This window comes from Mycobacterium sp. BK086 (assembly GCA_004362315.1).
Lineage (GTDB): Bacteria > Actinomycetota > Actinomycetes > Mycobacteriales > Mycobacteriaceae > Mycobacterium.
Genome location: SNWL01000003.1, coordinates 1,514,288 through 1,529,046, shown reverse-complemented (window position 1 = coordinate 1,529,046; position 14,759 = coordinate 1,514,288). Strand labels below are relative to the sequence as shown.

The 14,759-nt window shown below is 65.5% G+C and carries 17 protein-coding genes; 8 read left to right on the top strand and 9 right to left on the bottom strand.

Annotation, left to right across the window (positions count from 1 at the left end; all coding sequences use genetic code 11):
- From EV580_RS07600 to EV580_RS07585, 4 genes are read right to left on the bottom strand one after another with little or no spacing between them, the layout of a single operon-like run.
- Positions 1-327, bottom strand: a complete 327-nt coding sequence (locus EV580_RS07600) for a putative quinol monooxygenase (RefSeq protein WP_208114574.1) — start codon at positions 325-327, stop codon at positions 1-3.
- Between the two features lie 5 nt (positions 328-332).
- Positions 333-1,010: a type 1 glutamine amidotransferase domain-containing protein gene (locus EV580_RS07595; protein WP_133690434.1), complete on the bottom strand. Its 678-nt coding sequence runs from the start codon at positions 1,008-1,010 to the stop codon at positions 333-335.
- Between the two features lie 30 nt (positions 1,011-1,040).
- Positions 1,041-2,111 (bottom strand): NAD(P)-dependent alcohol dehydrogenase, encoded by a 1,071-nt coding sequence (locus tag EV580_RS07590; protein WP_133690433.1) that lies wholly within the window; start codon positions 2,109-2,111, stop codon positions 1,041-1,043.
- A gap of 44 nt (positions 2,112-2,155) precedes the next feature.
- The gene (locus EV580_RS07585) at positions 2,156-2,683 is read right to left on the bottom strand and encodes a YbhB/YbcL family Raf kinase inhibitor-like protein (protein WP_133690432.1); all 528 of its coding nucleotides are present in this window, start codon (positions 2,681-2,683) and stop codon (positions 2,156-2,158) included.
- Between the two features lie 140 nt (positions 2,684-2,823).
- On the opposite strand from EV580_RS07585, the gene EV580_RS07580 reads away from it, so the two are divergent.
- From EV580_RS07580 to EV580_RS07570, 3 genes are all read left to right on the top strand, one after another.
- On the top strand, positions 2,824-3,489 hold the full coding sequence (locus EV580_RS07580) for a DsbA family protein (RefSeq protein ID WP_133690431.1): 666 nt from the start codon (positions 2,824-2,826) through the stop codon (positions 3,487-3,489).
- Positions 3,490-3,600: 111 nt separating this feature from the next.
- Positions 3,601-5,418: an alpha/beta hydrolase gene (locus EV580_RS07575; RefSeq protein ID WP_133690430.1), complete on the top strand. Its 1,818-nt coding sequence runs from the start codon at positions 3,601-3,603 to the stop codon at positions 5,416-5,418.
- Positions 5,419-5,480: 62 nt separating this feature from the next.
- The gene (locus tag EV580_RS07570) at positions 5,481-5,978 is read left to right on the top strand and encodes an LppA family lipoprotein (protein ID WP_166654607.1); all 498 of its coding nucleotides are present in this window, start codon (positions 5,481-5,483) and stop codon (positions 5,976-5,978) included.
- Here the strand turns inward: EV580_RS07570 and EV580_RS07565 are convergent.
- Complete coding sequence (locus EV580_RS07565; RefSeq protein ID WP_133690428.1) at positions 5,975-6,607, bottom strand: TetR/AcrR family transcriptional regulator; 633 nt, start codon at positions 6,605-6,607, stop codon at positions 5,975-5,977. The two genes, EV580_RS07570 and EV580_RS07565, sit on opposite strands and share 4 nt — an antisense overlap.
- A 103-nt stretch (positions 6,608-6,710) precedes the next feature.
- Between EV580_RS07565 and EV580_RS07560 the strand changes: the two genes are divergently transcribed.
- From EV580_RS07560 to EV580_RS07540, 5 genes are all read left to right on the top strand, one after another.
- Complete coding sequence (locus EV580_RS07560; protein WP_133690427.1) at positions 6,711-7,634, top strand: AurF N-oxygenase family protein; 924 nt, start codon at positions 6,711-6,713, stop codon at positions 7,632-7,634.
- Positions 7,631-7,918 carry a DUF4873 domain-containing protein gene (locus tag EV580_RS07555; protein ID WP_133690426.1) on the top strand — a complete coding sequence of 96 codons (288 nt, stop codon included), beginning with the start codon at positions 7,631-7,633 and terminating at the stop codon, positions 7,916-7,918. Before EV580_RS07560 ends, EV580_RS07555 begins: the two co-directional genes overlap by 4 nt.
- A 122-nt stretch (positions 7,919-8,040) precedes the next feature.
- Complete coding sequence (locus tag EV580_RS07550) at positions 8,041-8,604, top strand: sigma-70 family RNA polymerase sigma factor (RefSeq protein ID WP_133690425.1); 564 nt, start codon at positions 8,041-8,043, stop codon at positions 8,602-8,604.
- The gene (locus EV580_RS07545) at positions 8,601-9,299 is read left to right on the top strand and encodes an anti-sigma factor (RefSeq protein WP_133690424.1); all 699 of its coding nucleotides are present in this window, start codon (positions 8,601-8,603) and stop codon (positions 9,297-9,299) included. The genes EV580_RS07550 and EV580_RS07545 overlap by 4 nt, the downstream gene beginning before the upstream one ends.
- Positions 9,300-9,335: 36 nt before the next feature.
- A complete protein-coding gene (locus EV580_RS07540) occupies positions 9,336-10,598 on the top strand; it encodes an SAM-dependent methyltransferase (protein ID WP_208114573.1) in 1,263 nt (420 codons plus the stop codon).
- Between the two features lie 3 nt (positions 10,599-10,601).
- Here EV580_RS07540 and EV580_RS07535 read toward each other — a convergent pair whose 3' ends face one another.
- From EV580_RS07535 to EV580_RS07520, 4 genes are read right to left on the bottom strand one after another with little or no spacing between them, the layout of a single operon-like run.
- Entirely contained in the window at positions 10,602-11,387 is a 786-nt protein-coding gene (locus EV580_RS07535) for a DUF1295 domain-containing protein (protein ID WP_286171487.1), read from the bottom strand.
- A complete protein-coding gene (locus EV580_RS07530) occupies positions 11,384-12,658 on the bottom strand; it encodes a class I SAM-dependent methyltransferase (protein ID WP_133690421.1) in 1,275 nt (424 codons plus the stop codon). Before EV580_RS07530 ends, EV580_RS07535 begins: the two co-directional genes overlap by 4 nt.
- Entirely contained in the window at positions 12,655-13,407 is a 753-nt protein-coding gene (locus tag EV580_RS07525) for a DUF1365 domain-containing protein (protein ID WP_133690420.1), read from the bottom strand. Before EV580_RS07525 ends, EV580_RS07530 begins: the two co-directional genes overlap by 4 nt.
- A complete protein-coding gene (locus tag EV580_RS07520) occupies positions 13,368-14,672 on the bottom strand; it encodes an NAD(P)/FAD-dependent oxidoreductase (protein ID WP_133690419.1) in 1,305 nt (434 codons plus the stop codon). The genes EV580_RS07525 and EV580_RS07520 overlap by 40 nt, the downstream gene beginning before the upstream one ends.
- Between the last annotated feature and the right edge of the window lie 87 nt (positions 14,673-14,759).

Sequence of the window (14,759 nt, the reverse complement as noted above, 5' to 3'; positions counted from 1 at the left end):
TCAAACTCCTTTCGTGAGTGGCCGGCTGCGGTGGTCAACGGGCTCAAGGATGTGCACCTGCCGATCGGTCAGCAGAGGACGTATCCGCCCGGCGACCAGATCCTGATAGTGCGGAGAACTCGTATGAGCCTCAAGTGCGGCTCGGTCGGCGTAGCGCTCCACCAGTACGAGATCGTGTGGACCATCTACGCTTTGGAGTACGTCGTAGCCAATACAGCCCGGCTCGGCCAACGAACGGGCTGCCAGGTCGCCGACGAGAGCAAGCACCGTCGCACGCGACTCGGCCGAGAACTGCCAATGTGCGACGGTAACAACAGGTTTGGCCATCGAAATCAGTGTCCACTGCGTAAGGCGTCGACCAGAGCTTCACCGACAAGGGTTCCGGACTGAGGGTTCTGTCCCGTGATCAGGCGTCCGTCCACCACGAGTTTGGGCTCCCACGGATCGGTGGATTCATAGAGTGCGCCTTCGTCGCGCAGGGCCTTCTCCAGGTCGAACGGCACGTCGTCGGCGGCGTACCCATCTTCTTCGGCCGCCGAGAACGAGGTGAGTTTGCGCCCCCGGACCAGTGGTGTGCCGTCATCGAGAGTCACCCCCAGGAAGGCGGACGGGCCATGGCAGACGGCGCTGACGATCATGCCGGCGTCCCATGCCCTCTTCACCATTGCCTGGATGTGGGGGTTACCCGTGATGTCGACCATGGGTCCCAATCCACCCGGGATGAAGACGGCGTCGTAATCCAGCACATCGACCTCGGCCAGGCGGCGACTGCGCGAGAGTCGTTGGTAGCCCTTTGAATCGCGGAAACCAGTCTGCACCGGGTCGTTGGAATCGAATCCATCTTCGGGCGGCTTGCCACCGGCCAGCGACGCGAACTCGACCGCCACGCCGGCGTGGTCGAGTACGTCGAAGGGGTGGGCGATCTCGGGAAAGAAGAATCCTGTCGGTCGTTTGTGGGGACCGATCACGGCGGCGTTGGTCGCGACCACGAGGACGTAGGGGACGGTCATCGGTGTGCCTTCCTGTTGTCGAGAATGAACTCAGTCGAAGACCACGACCGCGCGGCCGACGATGTCTCCACGGCCCAACGCTTGCAACGTGTCGTTGATGTCGTCGAGTTTCACGGTGGTGATGTGGTGCTTGATCTGCCCGTCGCTGGCGAGTGCCAGAACCTCTTGCAGGTCATTGTGGTTGGCCCAGAAGGATCCGAAGTACGACTTCTCGCCGCTGACGAACGGGAATATCGGAAGTTCGACAGTGTCACCCATCAGACCGACCTGTGACAGCGCGCCTTCGGGTCCCAGGATGGCGGCGGCCAAACCCAGCGAGTCGGCCGAACCGGCGCAGTCGAGAACCGCGTCCACCGTCCGCCGGCCGGTCTTGTCCTCCAGCGCGTTCTGGACATCCTCGACGGACTTGTCACGCACGTTGATCGTGTGGTGAGCACCGTATTCGCTTGCTAAGGAGAGTTTTTCGTCACTGCGTGCGAATCCCAACACCGTGGCCCCGCCGCTGAGGAGCCGGGCATATTGGACGGCATACCCACCGAGACCGCCGATTCCGTTGACGACGACCGTGCGGCCCGCTGCCAGCTTGCCTGCATCCCGCAGCTTCTTCATGCCGCGGTAGGGCGTGGCACCGGCGTCGGTGAGCGGTGCCAGGTACTGCGGCTGCTGCTCGGGTTGACCGGCCATGCTGATGACGTGGTCGTAGGGCGCCAGCATGTATTCGGCGAAACCCCCGTTGGGGCCGAATCCGACGAGTTGTCCGTCGCTGCAGAGCTGTTGATTGCCTTCGTTGCACTGGCGGCAGATGCCGTCGCCCCAGTTCGGATCGACGATCACCAGGTCGTTCTCGGACAGTCCCGCGGATTCGGGGACGTCGGCCCCGATGTCGGCGATCGTGCCTGCGACCTCGTGTCCGGGGATGAAGGGGAAATCGATGGGAAGGCCTTCGCGGAAGTAACCGTCCAACAGTTGGTAGTCACTTCGGCACATCCCGGTGGCGGCAACCTTGATCAAGACCTGGTTGCGCCCGACATCGGGCACGGAAACCTCTTCGATCTCCAGGGGTTGGTCGTACCCGTGCATACGCGCGGCTCGCATCTTCATGTTGTGCTCCAATCGAATAGCGGACGGATATCTGGTGGTGACGGTTAGCGCTGCTCGTACAGACCGTGGATGACCGCGCGCGCGATGGCGGACCGGAAGAGCGTGAATCCCAGGTATGCAGGCGTCGAATCGGGTGAGATGTCGAGCGGTTCGGGGCCGACGGCGTGTACGGCGACGTAATAGCGATGCAGGCCATGGCCGGCGGGCGGCGCGGCGCCCACATAGCGCCGGTAGCCCGCATCGTTCTTCAGCGTGACAGCACCGGATGGCAGACGACCCGGGGCGCCGTCACCGGCACCGGCGGCGAGTTCGGTGATGTCAGGCGGAATCTTGGCGACTGCCCAATGCCAGAAGCCCGACGCCGTCGGCGCGTCGGGATCGAAGACGCTGACCGTGAACCCGTGCGTATCCGAGGGAAATCCGGACCAGCTCAGATGCGGGGAGATGTCCTGACCGCCGGCGCCCATGATTCCGCCGACCTGTGGATTGGCGAGCATCTCGCCATCGGTGATGGACCGCGATTTCAGGGTGAAGGTGGGTAGCTGGGGGAGTGCGTCGTACGGGGAGTCCATGAGATGTCCCTGTCCTTGCCGGGTCTGTCAGTCAGTTCAAACCTGACATTCGGCGCAGCGATGTTCTATCGCATGGCGTGCGATATTTAGGGGGCCCTTACCCGGTGCGGGCATCCGCGTCGATGGCGCATGATGGCGTCATGAGCGCACGATCGACGAACCGATCACTTCGGGCCATCGGGGCTGTCGTGGGCCTGCTGGTGGCGCTGGTCATGGTCGGGCCGACCGGGGTCGCACAGGCGGCGCAGGCGATGCCGGCTGGCGACGCGCTCTCGATCGGCGACCCCGACGCCCTGGGCCACATCGATCTCTACGTGGATCCACTCTGCCCGTACAGCGGAAAGTTCGTGCGGGCTCAGGGTGGCGAGATCGGTAGGCGCCTGGAGAACGGGGCCCTGCGCGTCAACCTGAAGTTCGTCGATTTTCTCGACAAGTACTCCGCCAGTGGCACCTACGACAGCCGCGCGATCTACGCGGCCTACGTAGTGGCCGACCAATCAAGATCGAGTGACGTCACGTGGCGCTTCATCGAGGCGATCTATGCGAAGGACTTTCAACCCAAAGAGGGTGGGTCCACCGATCCAAGCAACGACCAGCTTGCCGACGTCGCCAATCGGGTGGGTGCGCCTCAGCTGGCCCAAGACCTCATCCGGATCGGCCTACCGATCGGCTTCGACCCGCATCTCATCGCGGCCAACAATCTGGTTGTCCTGCACCAGTTTCCCGAACCAGGTGTCCCGCTGGTGGTGATCAACGACCAGCCGGTCGACGGCGATTCGGACTGGCTGGCCCAGTTCCCGGGCTGAAGTTTCGTGCCAACGCACGGCTTGTCTCACTGGCGTCCCTGCGCCCTTTGCTGGTATCCATGATCCAGCAGGTCTGAAGGGGGACGAGATGTCGCTTCGAGTCACGCCGCCATGACCCTCACCGTGCAAGACATCGAGCGCTGGAACGCCGGAGACGTGCGTGAGGTGTTCCACGCCGCGACCAGCCGTGCCCAGGCCGCCAAGGATGCCGCGAACGGCTTGGCGACGTTGCCGGCGTTTCAGACCTGGGGCGGGGAGTCTGCCGAAGCCGCCAAGGAGGCGATCGGCCAAACCCGCAAGGACCTCGACGCGCACGGTAACGAGGCGCAGGCCGTAGCCAATGCAGCCCGTCACGCGGCCGACGAGATCGAGCGCATCAAGTCCGAACTGGCGACCCTCAAGGCCGACGCTGAAGCGCTGGGCATGGAGATCGACCCGGTGTCGGGCACCGTGGTGCCCGGCCCCTCGGTGCGCAACCCGATGGAAGCCGAACTCAAAGAGATGCAGCTGCAGCCGCGACTGGACAAGATCGTGGCCGATGCGAACGTGGTCGACGTGGCGCTGGCCAACGCCATCAACATGGCCGGCGGTAAGACGCCGCTGCCGCCGACGGGACCGCACCCGGAGATACCCGATAAGCCGCCGCCCGACGATCCGACACAGTTCGCAAAGTATTGGGAAGACCTGTCCAAACAGCAGAAGGACTACCTCTACGGGCAAGATCACAACATCGGCAACCATCCGGGCATGCCCGCCGGTGATGAGCTGTCTCCCGGCGCCGACTACTACAACAAACTCAACCTCGCCGATCAGCTGACGAATGCCCAAGCGGCCCAGTCCGAAGCGGATGCGCTGAAAGGTCAGCATCCGGACTGGGCCAACGGGCAGAACATTCCGCCACCCAACAAACCGGGGGCGATCTTCGACAACCGCCTGAAATACGAAGCGTGGCAACGGCAATACGACGGTGCGCTGAACCGGGCCAAGTACCTGCCCGATCTGAAGGCGGTCGATGATGCGGTCAGGGTCAGTCCGGACCGCAAGCTGATGCTCCTGGACACCGAGAGCGGCCGCCAGGTGAGAGCCGCCATCGCGGTCGGCAATCCGGATGACGCGACGCATGTCTCGGTCACCACGCCCGGACTCAACACCACCGTCCGCGGCGCCATCGGTGGCATGACCGACGAGGCCATGCATGTGCGCCAGGAAGCGCTCAACCAACTCGATCTCGCCGGGCGAAACGGTGAAACGGTCAGTGCGATCGCCTGGATCGGCTATGACCCACCGCAGGTGCCCGGTACCGACGAGATCGGTGCCTCGCTGTCGGGCGCGTACGAGGTGAGCCACGACGACGTCGCCAAAGCCGGCGCACTGGACCTGTCCCGCTTCTACGACGGCATCACGGCCGCCCACCACGGCCCGCTCGACCTGACCGCCATCGGGCACTCCTACGGCTCGCTGACCACCGGGCTGGCACTGCAAGAGCCCGGCAATCACGGCGTGGACAACGCGATCTTCTACGGTTCCCCCGGTATCGAGGCCACGACTCCGCAAGAGCTGGGGCTGCAGCCCGGGCACGTCTTCACGATGGAAACACCCGACGACCCGATCCAGAAGGTCTACGACGTGCCGCCGATCCTCCATTACGCCGCGCCGTTCCTGCCCGCCCCGTACGACAGGATGGCCGAAAACCTACTCCTGCAAGCGGATCTGTCTGGTACTGGAAACTTCGGGCCCAACCCGGCGACGAATCCGAATTTCACGCATATGGAAACCGGGGCGACCGTCGTGCCCGACGGACGGTCCCTCAGCGCAGCCAGCGGCCACAGCGATTACCCCCGCTGGGACGCCCCGAACAATCAGCTGTACACCACGGGGTACAACATCGCCGCCGTCATTGCCGGCACTGAACCGATACCGCAGAAATGAGGTCTTCGTCCATGTCGCCGCGACGTCGTCAACTACGCCGACTGGGTGTACTTATCTGCGCCATGGCAATCGCCCTAGGAGCAACAGGATGTCACGTGAGTAACCCTTACCAACCGACCGATCCGACCCGCGCCAGCCAGGCGGCCCAATCGCTGACGTCGCTGCCGTCGTTGGAAGACACCAAGACTGCGCTGACGGCTGTGATCGAGCAAGTCGGGCAACAGATCTCAGCCATAGCACCGACGGTCGCGTTCACCTGGCGTCGCGAAGAAAGCCGCGGTGGCTGCAGCCCGCCGTATGAGCAATCGGGCGGCAACGAGATATTGATGCCCAGCTACCTCTCGGATGTGCCTATCCCAGAGCCGAATTGGAAACAGGCGTACGACATTGCGCTGCAGGCCGCCAAGACGCTGAATGCGGGGACGGTCACGGTCTTCAAAGACGCGCCTGGTAATCATGACGTCCAGTTCTCCAGCGACACTGGGACAGTGCTCCGTCTGGGCTCGCAAAAGGCGGCACTGGTGACCGGCAGCACTGGCTGCCGATTGCCGAAGACCTAGCCCGTCAAGCCCAGCAGCGGCGGAACCAGGTAGCGCCGTGCGAATGAGCGCGCGGCGTCGTCGTCACCGAGCGCGACATTCTGCGACGGCGTCAGCACGAACGACACGATCACCCGCACGGTGACCTCGGCGACCTCGAGCAGTTCGATCTGCGTGCGCTTGTCATCGGGCAGCGCGACCGCGAGTTGATGCGCGAGGAACGACGACGCCGTCTGGACGACGCTGTCGCCCTCGACGGTCAGGAACGGCAGTACGGTTTCGGGCTCGGTGGCGAGCAACCGCTGCAGAAGGGCATGGTCGCGCATCGTCGTCAGGGTGAACACGAATCCTTCGACCAGCTTGTCTTCGGCGGTCGGGTAGCCGCCGGCCTCGGCGGCCAGCTCGGAGAGGAAGCGCTCGAGTTCCCGCAACAGAACCGCCTCGACGATGGCGTCCTTGTTGGCGAAGGTCCGGTACAGCGTGACGCGGGCCAGCCCCGACCGGCGGGTGATGTCCTCCACCGTCGAGCGTCGGATGCCGAACAGCTCGAACTGCTTCAGCGCGGCGTCGAGGATGCGCTGGGCGTTGCCCTCCGCGCTCGGCGCCCCGAACCGCTGCACCGCCTTGGCGAGCAGGCCGCTGTGCTTCATCGCTGCAGTCTAAAGCCTGCGATGAGCTATTGATACAAACAGACGCTGAATGTATCTTCGGTATCACCGACTCAGGACACCCGCGACTAGCAGGAGGCTTCTCATGGCTGCGGCGCTTTCGAAGGCTTCTCCGACCAGGACGACGACGTCACCGAGCCGAGAGGAGTTCTCCGATCGCCTGCTCAAGGGCTCGGCCAAGAAGTCGTACGCTCCCGTCGTCGACATCGACTGGGATACACCGGTCCAGCCGGACAAGTTCTTCCTGCCGCCTCGGGTCGTGTCGCTGTACGGCACGCCGATGTGGGCGGGCATGACCCGCGAGCAGCAGATCGAGCTGTCACGCCAGGAATTCATCAACCTGCTGTCGGCCGGGGTGTGGTTCGAGAACATCCTCAATCAGGCGCTGCTTCGCGGTCTCATGCACGCCGACGTCACCTCGGCGTCCGCCCATTATTCGCTCACCGAGCTCGGTGACGAGACCCGGCACATGGTCATGTTCGGCCGCGCCATCGCCGCCGTCGACGGAAAGCCGTTTCAGCCCGGTCGTTTTCAGCGCATGATCATCAACACGCTGCCGCTGGTGTTCCAGAAGCAGGTGCTCTGGATCGCGGCGTTGGTGGGGGAGGAGATCTTCGACGCCTTGCAGCGCCAGATCCTCGACGACGCCGAACTGCAGCCGATCGTCAGCCGCATCATGCGCATCCACGTCACCGAGGAAGCGCGCCACATCCAGTTCGCCCGCGACGGCGCGCGCCGGGACGTCCCGATGATGAAGCGGCGCAACCGGTTCCTGCTCGCCACCATCCACGGCGCAGGCGGACCGTTCTACCGCTACCTGTTCACCAATCGTGCCGTCTATCGGCGGGCCGGGCTCGACGGCCGCGAAGCGCGCCGAGAGGCCCGTGCCAATCCGTACTTCCACGAGACCACCCGCGCCGGATTCGCCCCGCTGGCAGCGTTTCTCGAGGAGATCGGGCTGATGAACCGGATCAGCCGACGGATGTGGACGCGGACCAGGTTCCTGTGACCGTCGACGACAACGGCGTTTTCGACGGCGCCGCCGAACTGGATGTCGCCGGTGTGTGCTGCGGGGTCCGGGTCCGACTTGCCGGCCACCTCAGCCCGATCGACGGGCGCTACCACTGGCAGGGTCTCGCCTACGGTGCGCCCGACGACTTCGTGGCGGGCCAGCACGCCCAGTTGACGATTGGAAACCGCAGCGCCGCAGTGCGGCTCGTCGAGAAGATCCCGTCGGGCCAGCTCATGATCAGTGGCGTCGGAACGCCGCCGTTCGACCTGCTGCCCGCTTAGCGCCAACGCGGTGCCATCCATGACCGTTTCGGCGACGAATCTCTGTCATGGATGTTCGGCTGGGGTCTCGGCCGACCGAATCAGTGGGGTCGGCAGCCTATGAGTGGCTAGGCTATGGCTCGATGAACGGATCGGCGCCGCCGCGCAACGAGCTCGAGGCATTGCTGGGCCGGACAGCGGGCCAGGACGCTGACGCCTTCGCCACGTTCTACGATCTGACCAAAGCGCGGGTCTACGGGCTGGTACTGCGCATTCTGCGGGATCCGGGCTACAGCCAGGAAACCACCCAAGACATTTTCCTTCACGTGTGGCGCAATGCCGACAAGTACGACCCGGCGGCCGGCTCAGCGATGGCGTGGCTGATGACGGTCTCCCACGGGCGCGCCGTCGAGCGGGTGCGCTCCGAAGAGGCCGGACGCCGGCGCGAGGATCGCTACGGCGCGGCCAACATCGACCGCCCGCGCGACGACGTCGCCGACGCGGTGATCGGGGGAGAGGATCGCCGCCGCGTCGTCGAGTGCCTCGACTCGCTCACCGACGTTCAGCGCGAGTGCATCGAGCTGGCGTACTACGGCGGACTCACCTATCCCGAGGTGTCGGCGCGGCTGTCGGCCAACCTGTCGACCATCAAGTCGCGCATCCGAGATGCGTTGCGGGGCCTACGCAACTGCCTGGGGGTGTCATGACCGGCCCCGCGGATTTCGAGCTGATGGACCTCACGGGCGTGTATGCCCTCGGCGCCATCGACGGTCACCAACGCGCCGACATCGACCGCAATCTCGACGCCGCGCCCGCGGCTGTGGCCAACGCCTTCCGCGACGAGGTGCGCGCCTACCGCGACACGATGGCCCTGGTGTCAGACGCGACCGCCGTCGAGCCTCCGCCCGAATTGCGGGAGCGGATCCTGGCGGCGGTTGCCGCGGGGCCCGCAGCGCCCCGGCGTTCCTGGCGCAGACCGCTCATCGCGGCCGCCGCGGCATTGGTGATCGGGCTCGGCGTGTTCAGCACGGTCGTGGTCCTGCGCCCCCCGAGCACGCCGACGGCCGCGCGAGTGTTCGAGGCCTCCGACGTCCAAACCACCACCGCCGCCATCCCCACCGGCGGCGTGGCAACCTTCGTGTACTCGCGCGACACCAATGCCGGGGTGCTGGTGATGAACAACGTCGCACCGCCCCCGCCCGGCTCGGTCTATCAGATGTGGCTGCTCGACGGCGGGACCCCGAGATCGGCAGGCACGATGACTGGCGACGCGGTGCGGCCGTCGACGACGGCGGTGCTCACCGATCTCGGCAACACCAACGCGCTCGCGTTCACCGTCGAGCCAGGAACAGGTTCGCCGCAGCCGACCGGACAGATCTTCGCCAAGCTGTCCTTGACCTGACGCCATCCGCCAGGCTGTCGGCGACGAATACCGGTTGTGAACACCGCGCAGCGCCTGGAGTCACTCGTCGGCACGGCCCTCGATATCGAGCTGCCGGTCCGCATCCGGGCCTGGGATGGCAGCGAGGCCGGACCGGCGGGCCCGGTCCTGGTCATCCGGTCGCGGCGGGCCTTGCGCAGGTTGGTGTGGGCGCCAGGTGAACTGGGTCTTGCGCGCGCCTTTGTGGCGGGTGATCTCGACGTCGACGGGGATCTCGGCGAGGGGTTGCGTGAGGTGTGGCGCCGATCGGACGGCCAGACGCCCACTCGTCCGACCGCGCGCAAGCTGGCGGACGCACTGCGGCAGGCGGCCACGCTCGGGGCGCTGGGCCCGCCGCCACCGCCGCCGAGCACCGAAGCCAGGCTGAAAGGCCGCAGGAACAGCCGACGGCGTGACCGCGCGGCCATCGCCCACCACTACGACCTGTCCAACGACTTCTATCGTCTGCTGCTCGACGACCACATGGCGTACTCGTCGGCCTACTTCACCGACGATCGGCAGACGTTGCATGAAGCTCAGACCGCCAAACTCGACCTGATCTGCCGCAAACTCGGTCTGACCGACGGCATGCGGCTGCTCGACGTAGGCTGCGGCTGGGGCTCACTGGTCCTGTTCGCCGCGGAGCATTATGGGGTGCACGCCACCGGCATCACGCTGTCGGTGCGGCAGCGTGACTTCGTGGTCGCCCGAGTGGCGGATCGCGGTCTGACCGGGCGGGTCAACGTGGGGTTGCAGGACTACCGCGAATTCGCTGATGACAGTGAGCCGTTCGACGCGGTGGCCTCGGTGGAGATGGGCGAGCATGTCGGCGAGGAGAATTACGGCACGTATGCGGCGATGCTGTACCGGTCGCTCAAGCCCACCGGCCGACTCGTGCTGCAACAGATGTCGCGGGGTGCGGACGCCGCGCCGGGTGGCGGGGCGTTCATCGAGTCCTACATCGCGCCTGACATGCACATGCGGCCGATGGGGCAGACCGTGAATTACCTGCAGGACGCCGGTTTCGAGGTGCGCGACGTCGAGGCCATGCGCGAACACTACGTCCGCACCGTCGACTGCTGGATCGACACCTTTGAGCGTCGCTACGACGAGTTCGTCGCTCTGGCCGGTGAGGAGGTCGCCCGAGTGTGGCGGCTCTATCTGGTCGGTGGCGGGCTGGCCTTCGAACAGGGCCGGATGGGTGTGGACCAGATTCTGGCCGTCAAGCCCGACGCCGGGGGAGAGGCCGCCATGCCCTGGGGTCGGCCCTGGTCGATGTAGACGTCACCGGGTCCGGGATTTTGGTGGCAGCGGCACAAAATACGATGTCCGCGAGCAATATTCGCGAAACCCCGGCCGGTCTCTCATGTACTTTTCGGTGAGCCTGGCCCCGGTGACATGCACCAGGAAGTACGTCATCACCACGGGGCTGGCCACGGTCGCCAGCGAAACCCAGCCTGCGATGCTCACCAGCCAGAGCCCCCACCACACGCAGGCGTCCCCGAAGTAGTTCGGGTGCCGTGTCCAGCTCCACAGCCCCCGGTCCATGATTGTCCCCTTGTTCGCGGGGTCCCGCTTGAACGCCCGCAATTGGTGATCGCCCACGGACTCGCACACCAAGCCGGCCAGCCACACCACCACGCCGATGCCCATCAACACAACCCGTGCGGAACGCGTCGGGCCCAGCGTGGCCGAGAGCATCAGGGGAAGTGCGACGAACAGCGTCGCCACGGCCTGGGTGCCGAAGATCTTCCGGATGACGTTGCCCGGTGCGAAGTTTCCGCGCAGCAGGTCACGGTAGCGGGGGTCTTCGCCGTGGCCCTTGATCTTGACGTACATGTGCCAGGCCAGCCGCAACCCCCACAATGCGGTCAGCGCCAGCAACAGCAGACGGCGAAACAGGTCCCCGGTGCCGACCACTGCCGCGACGGCGGCGACCGCCACAAACCCGAGACCCCAGGTGATGTCGACGATGTTGTAACGCCCGATACGCCGCGCGATCAGGAATGTCACGCCGTGGACCACGATGACCGCGGCCACCGATGCTGCGGCGACGAGGAGAAAATTCACTGGCGAGCTCCCGTAGGGGCGAAGGTCCATTGGTACACATCAAGATAACCGGCCCGGAAGCCGGCCTCGGAATAGGCGAGGTAAAGCTCCCACATCCGGGCGAAGACCGCGTCGAACCCCAATGCCGCCAACGTATCCCGACTTTCGATGAACCGCTCCCGCCACAGCCGGAGAGTCTCGGCGTAGTGATCGCGCATCGATACCATGTCGATCGTTCGCAGCCGAGTCTGGCTCTCGGTGATCTCCACGATGGCCTGCGTCGAGGGCAGTAGCCCGCCGGGGAAGATGTACTTCTGGATCCAGGTGTGAGTGTTGCGACTCACCAGCATCCGGTTGTGCGGCATGGTGATTGCCTGGATCGCGACGCGCCCGCCGGGAGTGACAAGGTCGTCCAGCGCGCGGAAGTAGCCGGGCCACAACGAGTACCCGATGGCCTCGATCATCTCGACCGACACCACGGCGTCGTAACGTCCCTCTACCTCGCGGTAGTCGGCGAGGTCGATCCGGACGCGGTCCGACAGCCCGGCGGCGGCCACCCGCTGCAGCGCGTGCTGACGCTGCTCGGCCGACAACGTGATCGAATGGACTGTCGCACCCCGGCCCGCGGCTTGGACGCACAATTCGCCCCAGCCAGTGCCGATTTCGAGCACCCGGCTTCCCGGCCCCACCTTGGCCGCATCGAGCAGCCGGTTGATCTTGCGCCGTTGGGCATCGGCAAGGTGCTCCCGCGATGCGGGCAGCTGATCGAACAGCGCGGACGAGTACGTCATGGTCTCGTCGAGAAACTCGGCGAACATCGCATTGGACAAGTCGTAGTGCGCAGCCACATTGCGCCTGGCCTGGGCGGGGCTGTTGCGCGCCGAGCGCGGCTGGCCGCTGAGCACAAGAGGCCGTAGCCGCTGCAGTCCGCGCGGCACCAAATCCGCCACTCCGCTCGCCAGGACGGTCAGTGCGCCGGCCAGGTTCGAACTATCCCACTCGCCGGCCATATAGGATTCACCGAAACCGATCAACCCGCTCGCGCCGATCCGCCGGGCCAGTCGATCCGGTTGGTGCAGAATAAAACTCGGCATGGATGGATCGGCAGCGCCGACCACCGAGCCGTCGGGATAGCACAACCGAAGCGGCAGTGCCGCCGCGGTACGGCGCAACAACCGGGCAGCCACCGCACCCGACATCGCCGCCAAGGGTCCGCGGGGCACCCGCGGTACTCCTGTCCCGGCAGTGCCGTCGACCGTCCCGCCAGGAATCGCGGTGGACTCCAGGGTCATCGCAGTTCCGCCTTCTCTTGACGCGGTACCACCGGAATCTTGTGCAGCCACAGTGCAATTCCGTGCCGCCGGATCGCCAATGCCCCTCGAAGCGGAGCTATCGGCGCGATGAGCTGCAGCCGTAGCAGCTGTGCGGTACTCACCGGGAGTTGATCGCCGCGCAGCGCCGCCACGAACGGCGGCTGGTCGTCGCGCAACAAGGTGATCGTCACCTCCAGGGTCTTGTCCGGGCGCGGAGCGTTGATCAGGTAGCGGCCCGAAACATCGTTGAACGGCGATACGTAAAAGGCTTTGGACACGGTCGCGAGCTGACCATCGCCACTCGCGACGTACGCGTGGCGGCCGCCATAGGTGTTGTGCACCTCGGCGATTACGTGCTGCACCGTGCCGTCGGCATCGTGACACCAATACAGGCTCAGCGGGTTGAACACATAACCGAGGACGCGAGCCTGCAGCAGCGCCGTCACGCTGCCCGCGCTCGCACTCAGCCCGCGGCTGGCCAGCACGGCGTCGACGCGATCACGCAGCGAGTCCCCGGGTTGGCCGTCAAGGTGGTCGCGCGGGTCGATTCGCGCGAACGGGCGAAGCCATCGTGGCAGCCTGGGGAGGTCGTCGACATCGACATACCAGCTATAGCCGCGGTGCCGAAAGGAATATTCGACCGGCGCCGCCCGGTGATGCCAGACGCGGGTCCGATACAGCGCGGGGATCAGCACGCGACATCCTCCAGCTCTTCGGTCACCGGCCATCGGGCGCCCAGGCGTTGCGCCGCGGCCAGTCCGGACGCGGCGCCGTCCTCGTGGAATCCCCACCCGTGGTAGGCGCCGGCGAACACCACGCGGTCATCACCGAGCGTGGGCAGAAGCTGCACGGCTGCAACAGATTCCGGTGTATACAGCGGATGCGCGTACGTCATCTCCGCCACGACCTGGTTCGGATCTATCCGATGCCCGTCGCCGAGAGTCACCAGGAAACGTCGTGGTCCCGCAATACCCATCAACCGGCTGACGTCGTAGGTGACCACCACCTCGTCGTGGTTGTCGGTCGCCAGATAATTCCACGACGCGCGGGCCCGGCGCCGTCGCGGCAACACCGATTCGTCGGTGTGCAGCCGTGCGTGATTGGTGCTGTAGGGAATCGCCTCCAACACCCGCCGTTCGGCATCGGTGGGACTCACGAGCATCAACAGGGCCTGGTCGGGATGCGTCGCGACCACCACCGAGTCGAACTGTCGCGGGCCCAGGCACCCTGCCGTCACCTCGACACCGTCCCGATTGCGCTCGACGGCATGAACCGGCATGCCCGCGTGCACCTCGTCGATGCGCTCCAGCACCTTGTTGACATAGGTAGCCGAACCACCTTGGACCGTACGCCATTTCGGTGAGCCGAACACCGACAGCATCCCGTGGTGGTGCAGGAAATTGAAGAGGTAGCGGGCCGGATAGTCCATTGCCGCTCCCGGGGCGCAGGACCATACGGCGGCGACCAGCGGTGTCATGAAGTGCGTGACGAAGAACCGCGAGAAGTTGTGCCTGCCCAGAAACGAACCAAGTGTTTCGAGGTCGTCGGTGAGTTCGCCGGCCAACAACGCGGTAGCGGTTCGGTGAAACCGTTTCACCTCCGTGAGCATGCGCAGGTACTGCGGGCGCGTCGCCGTCGCCAACGACGGGAACAGCCCACCGATGCCGCGCGCGCCCGCGTACTCGAGTCCGATTCCGTCCGCGCGTACCGACATCGACATCTCGGTTTCGTGGGTGGCGATGCCGAGTTCGTCGAACAGGCGGCACAGCGTCGGGTACGTCCGGTCGTTGTGCACCAGAAACGCGGAGTCGACCGCGACGCTCTGCCCGTCGCCGCGATCGACGACATGAGTGTGCGCGTGCCCGCCCATCCGGGTATCAGCCTCGAACAATGTCACCCGGTCGCGCTGCGCCAGCATGTACGCGGCTGTCAGACCGGCCACTCCACTACCCACCACGGCGATTGATCGCCGACCGACAACTCCGTTCCCCATGCAAGCGATTCGTCGCGGCGACGCCACCGGATGGGCCGCGGATTCCCTTGATTGACGGCCCCGGCCCCATCCGTGGGACCGTCGGCG

What these genes read in the sequence shown, in the direction of transcription:
- EV580_RS07590 (WP_133690433.1), bottom strand. Translation starts at nt 2,111, where the DNA reads ATGAAGATGCGAGCCGCGCGTATGCACGGGTACGACCAACCCCTGGAG.
- EV580_RS07575 (WP_133690430.1), top strand. Translation starts at nt 3,601, where the DNA reads ATGACCCTCACCGTGCAAGACATCGAGCGCTGGAACGCCGGAGACGTG.
- EV580_RS07545 (WP_133690424.1), top strand. Translation starts at nt 8,601, where the DNA reads ATGACCGGCCCCGCGGATTTCGAGCTGATGGACCTCACGGGCGTGTAT.
- EV580_RS07520 (WP_133690419.1), bottom strand. Translation starts at nt 14,672, where the DNA reads ATGGGGAACGGAGTTGTCGGTCGGCGATCAATCGCCGTGGTGGGTAGT.
- EV580_RS07570 (WP_166654607.1), top strand. Translation starts at nt 5,481, where the DNA reads ATGGCAATCGCCCTAGGAGCAACAGGATGTCACGTGAGTAACCCTTAC.
- EV580_RS07585 (WP_133690432.1), bottom strand. Translation starts at nt 2,683, where the DNA reads ATGGACTCCCCGTACGACGCACTCCCCCAGCTACCCACCTTCACCCTG.
- EV580_RS07525 (WP_133690420.1), bottom strand. Translation starts at nt 13,407, where the DNA reads ATGGCCGGTGACCGAAGAGCTGGAGGATGTCGCGTGCTGATCCCCGCG.
- EV580_RS07600 (WP_208114574.1), bottom strand. Translation starts at nt 327, where the DNA reads ATGGCCAAACCTGTTGTTACCGTCGCACATTGGCAGTTCTCGGCCGAG.
- EV580_RS07595 (WP_133690434.1), bottom strand. Translation starts at nt 1,010, where the DNA reads ATGACCGTCCCCTACGTCCTCGTGGTCGCGACCAACGCCGCCGTGATC.
- EV580_RS07530 (WP_133690421.1), bottom strand. Translation starts at nt 12,658, where the DNA reads ATGACCCTGGAGTCCACCGCGATTCCTGGCGGGACGGTCGACGGCACT.
- EV580_RS07565 (WP_133690428.1), bottom strand. Translation starts at nt 6,607, where the DNA reads ATGAAGCACAGCGGCCTGCTCGCCAAGGCGGTGCAGCGGTTCGGGGCG.
- EV580_RS07560 (WP_133690427.1), top strand. Translation starts at nt 6,711, where the DNA reads ATGGCTGCGGCGCTTTCGAAGGCTTCTCCGACCAGGACGACGACGTCA.
- EV580_RS07580 (WP_133690431.1), top strand. Translation starts at nt 2,824, where the DNA reads ATGAGCGCACGATCGACGAACCGATCACTTCGGGCCATCGGGGCTGTC.
- EV580_RS07550 (WP_133690425.1), top strand. Translation starts at nt 8,041, where the DNA reads ATGAACGGATCGGCGCCGCCGCGCAACGAGCTCGAGGCATTGCTGGGC.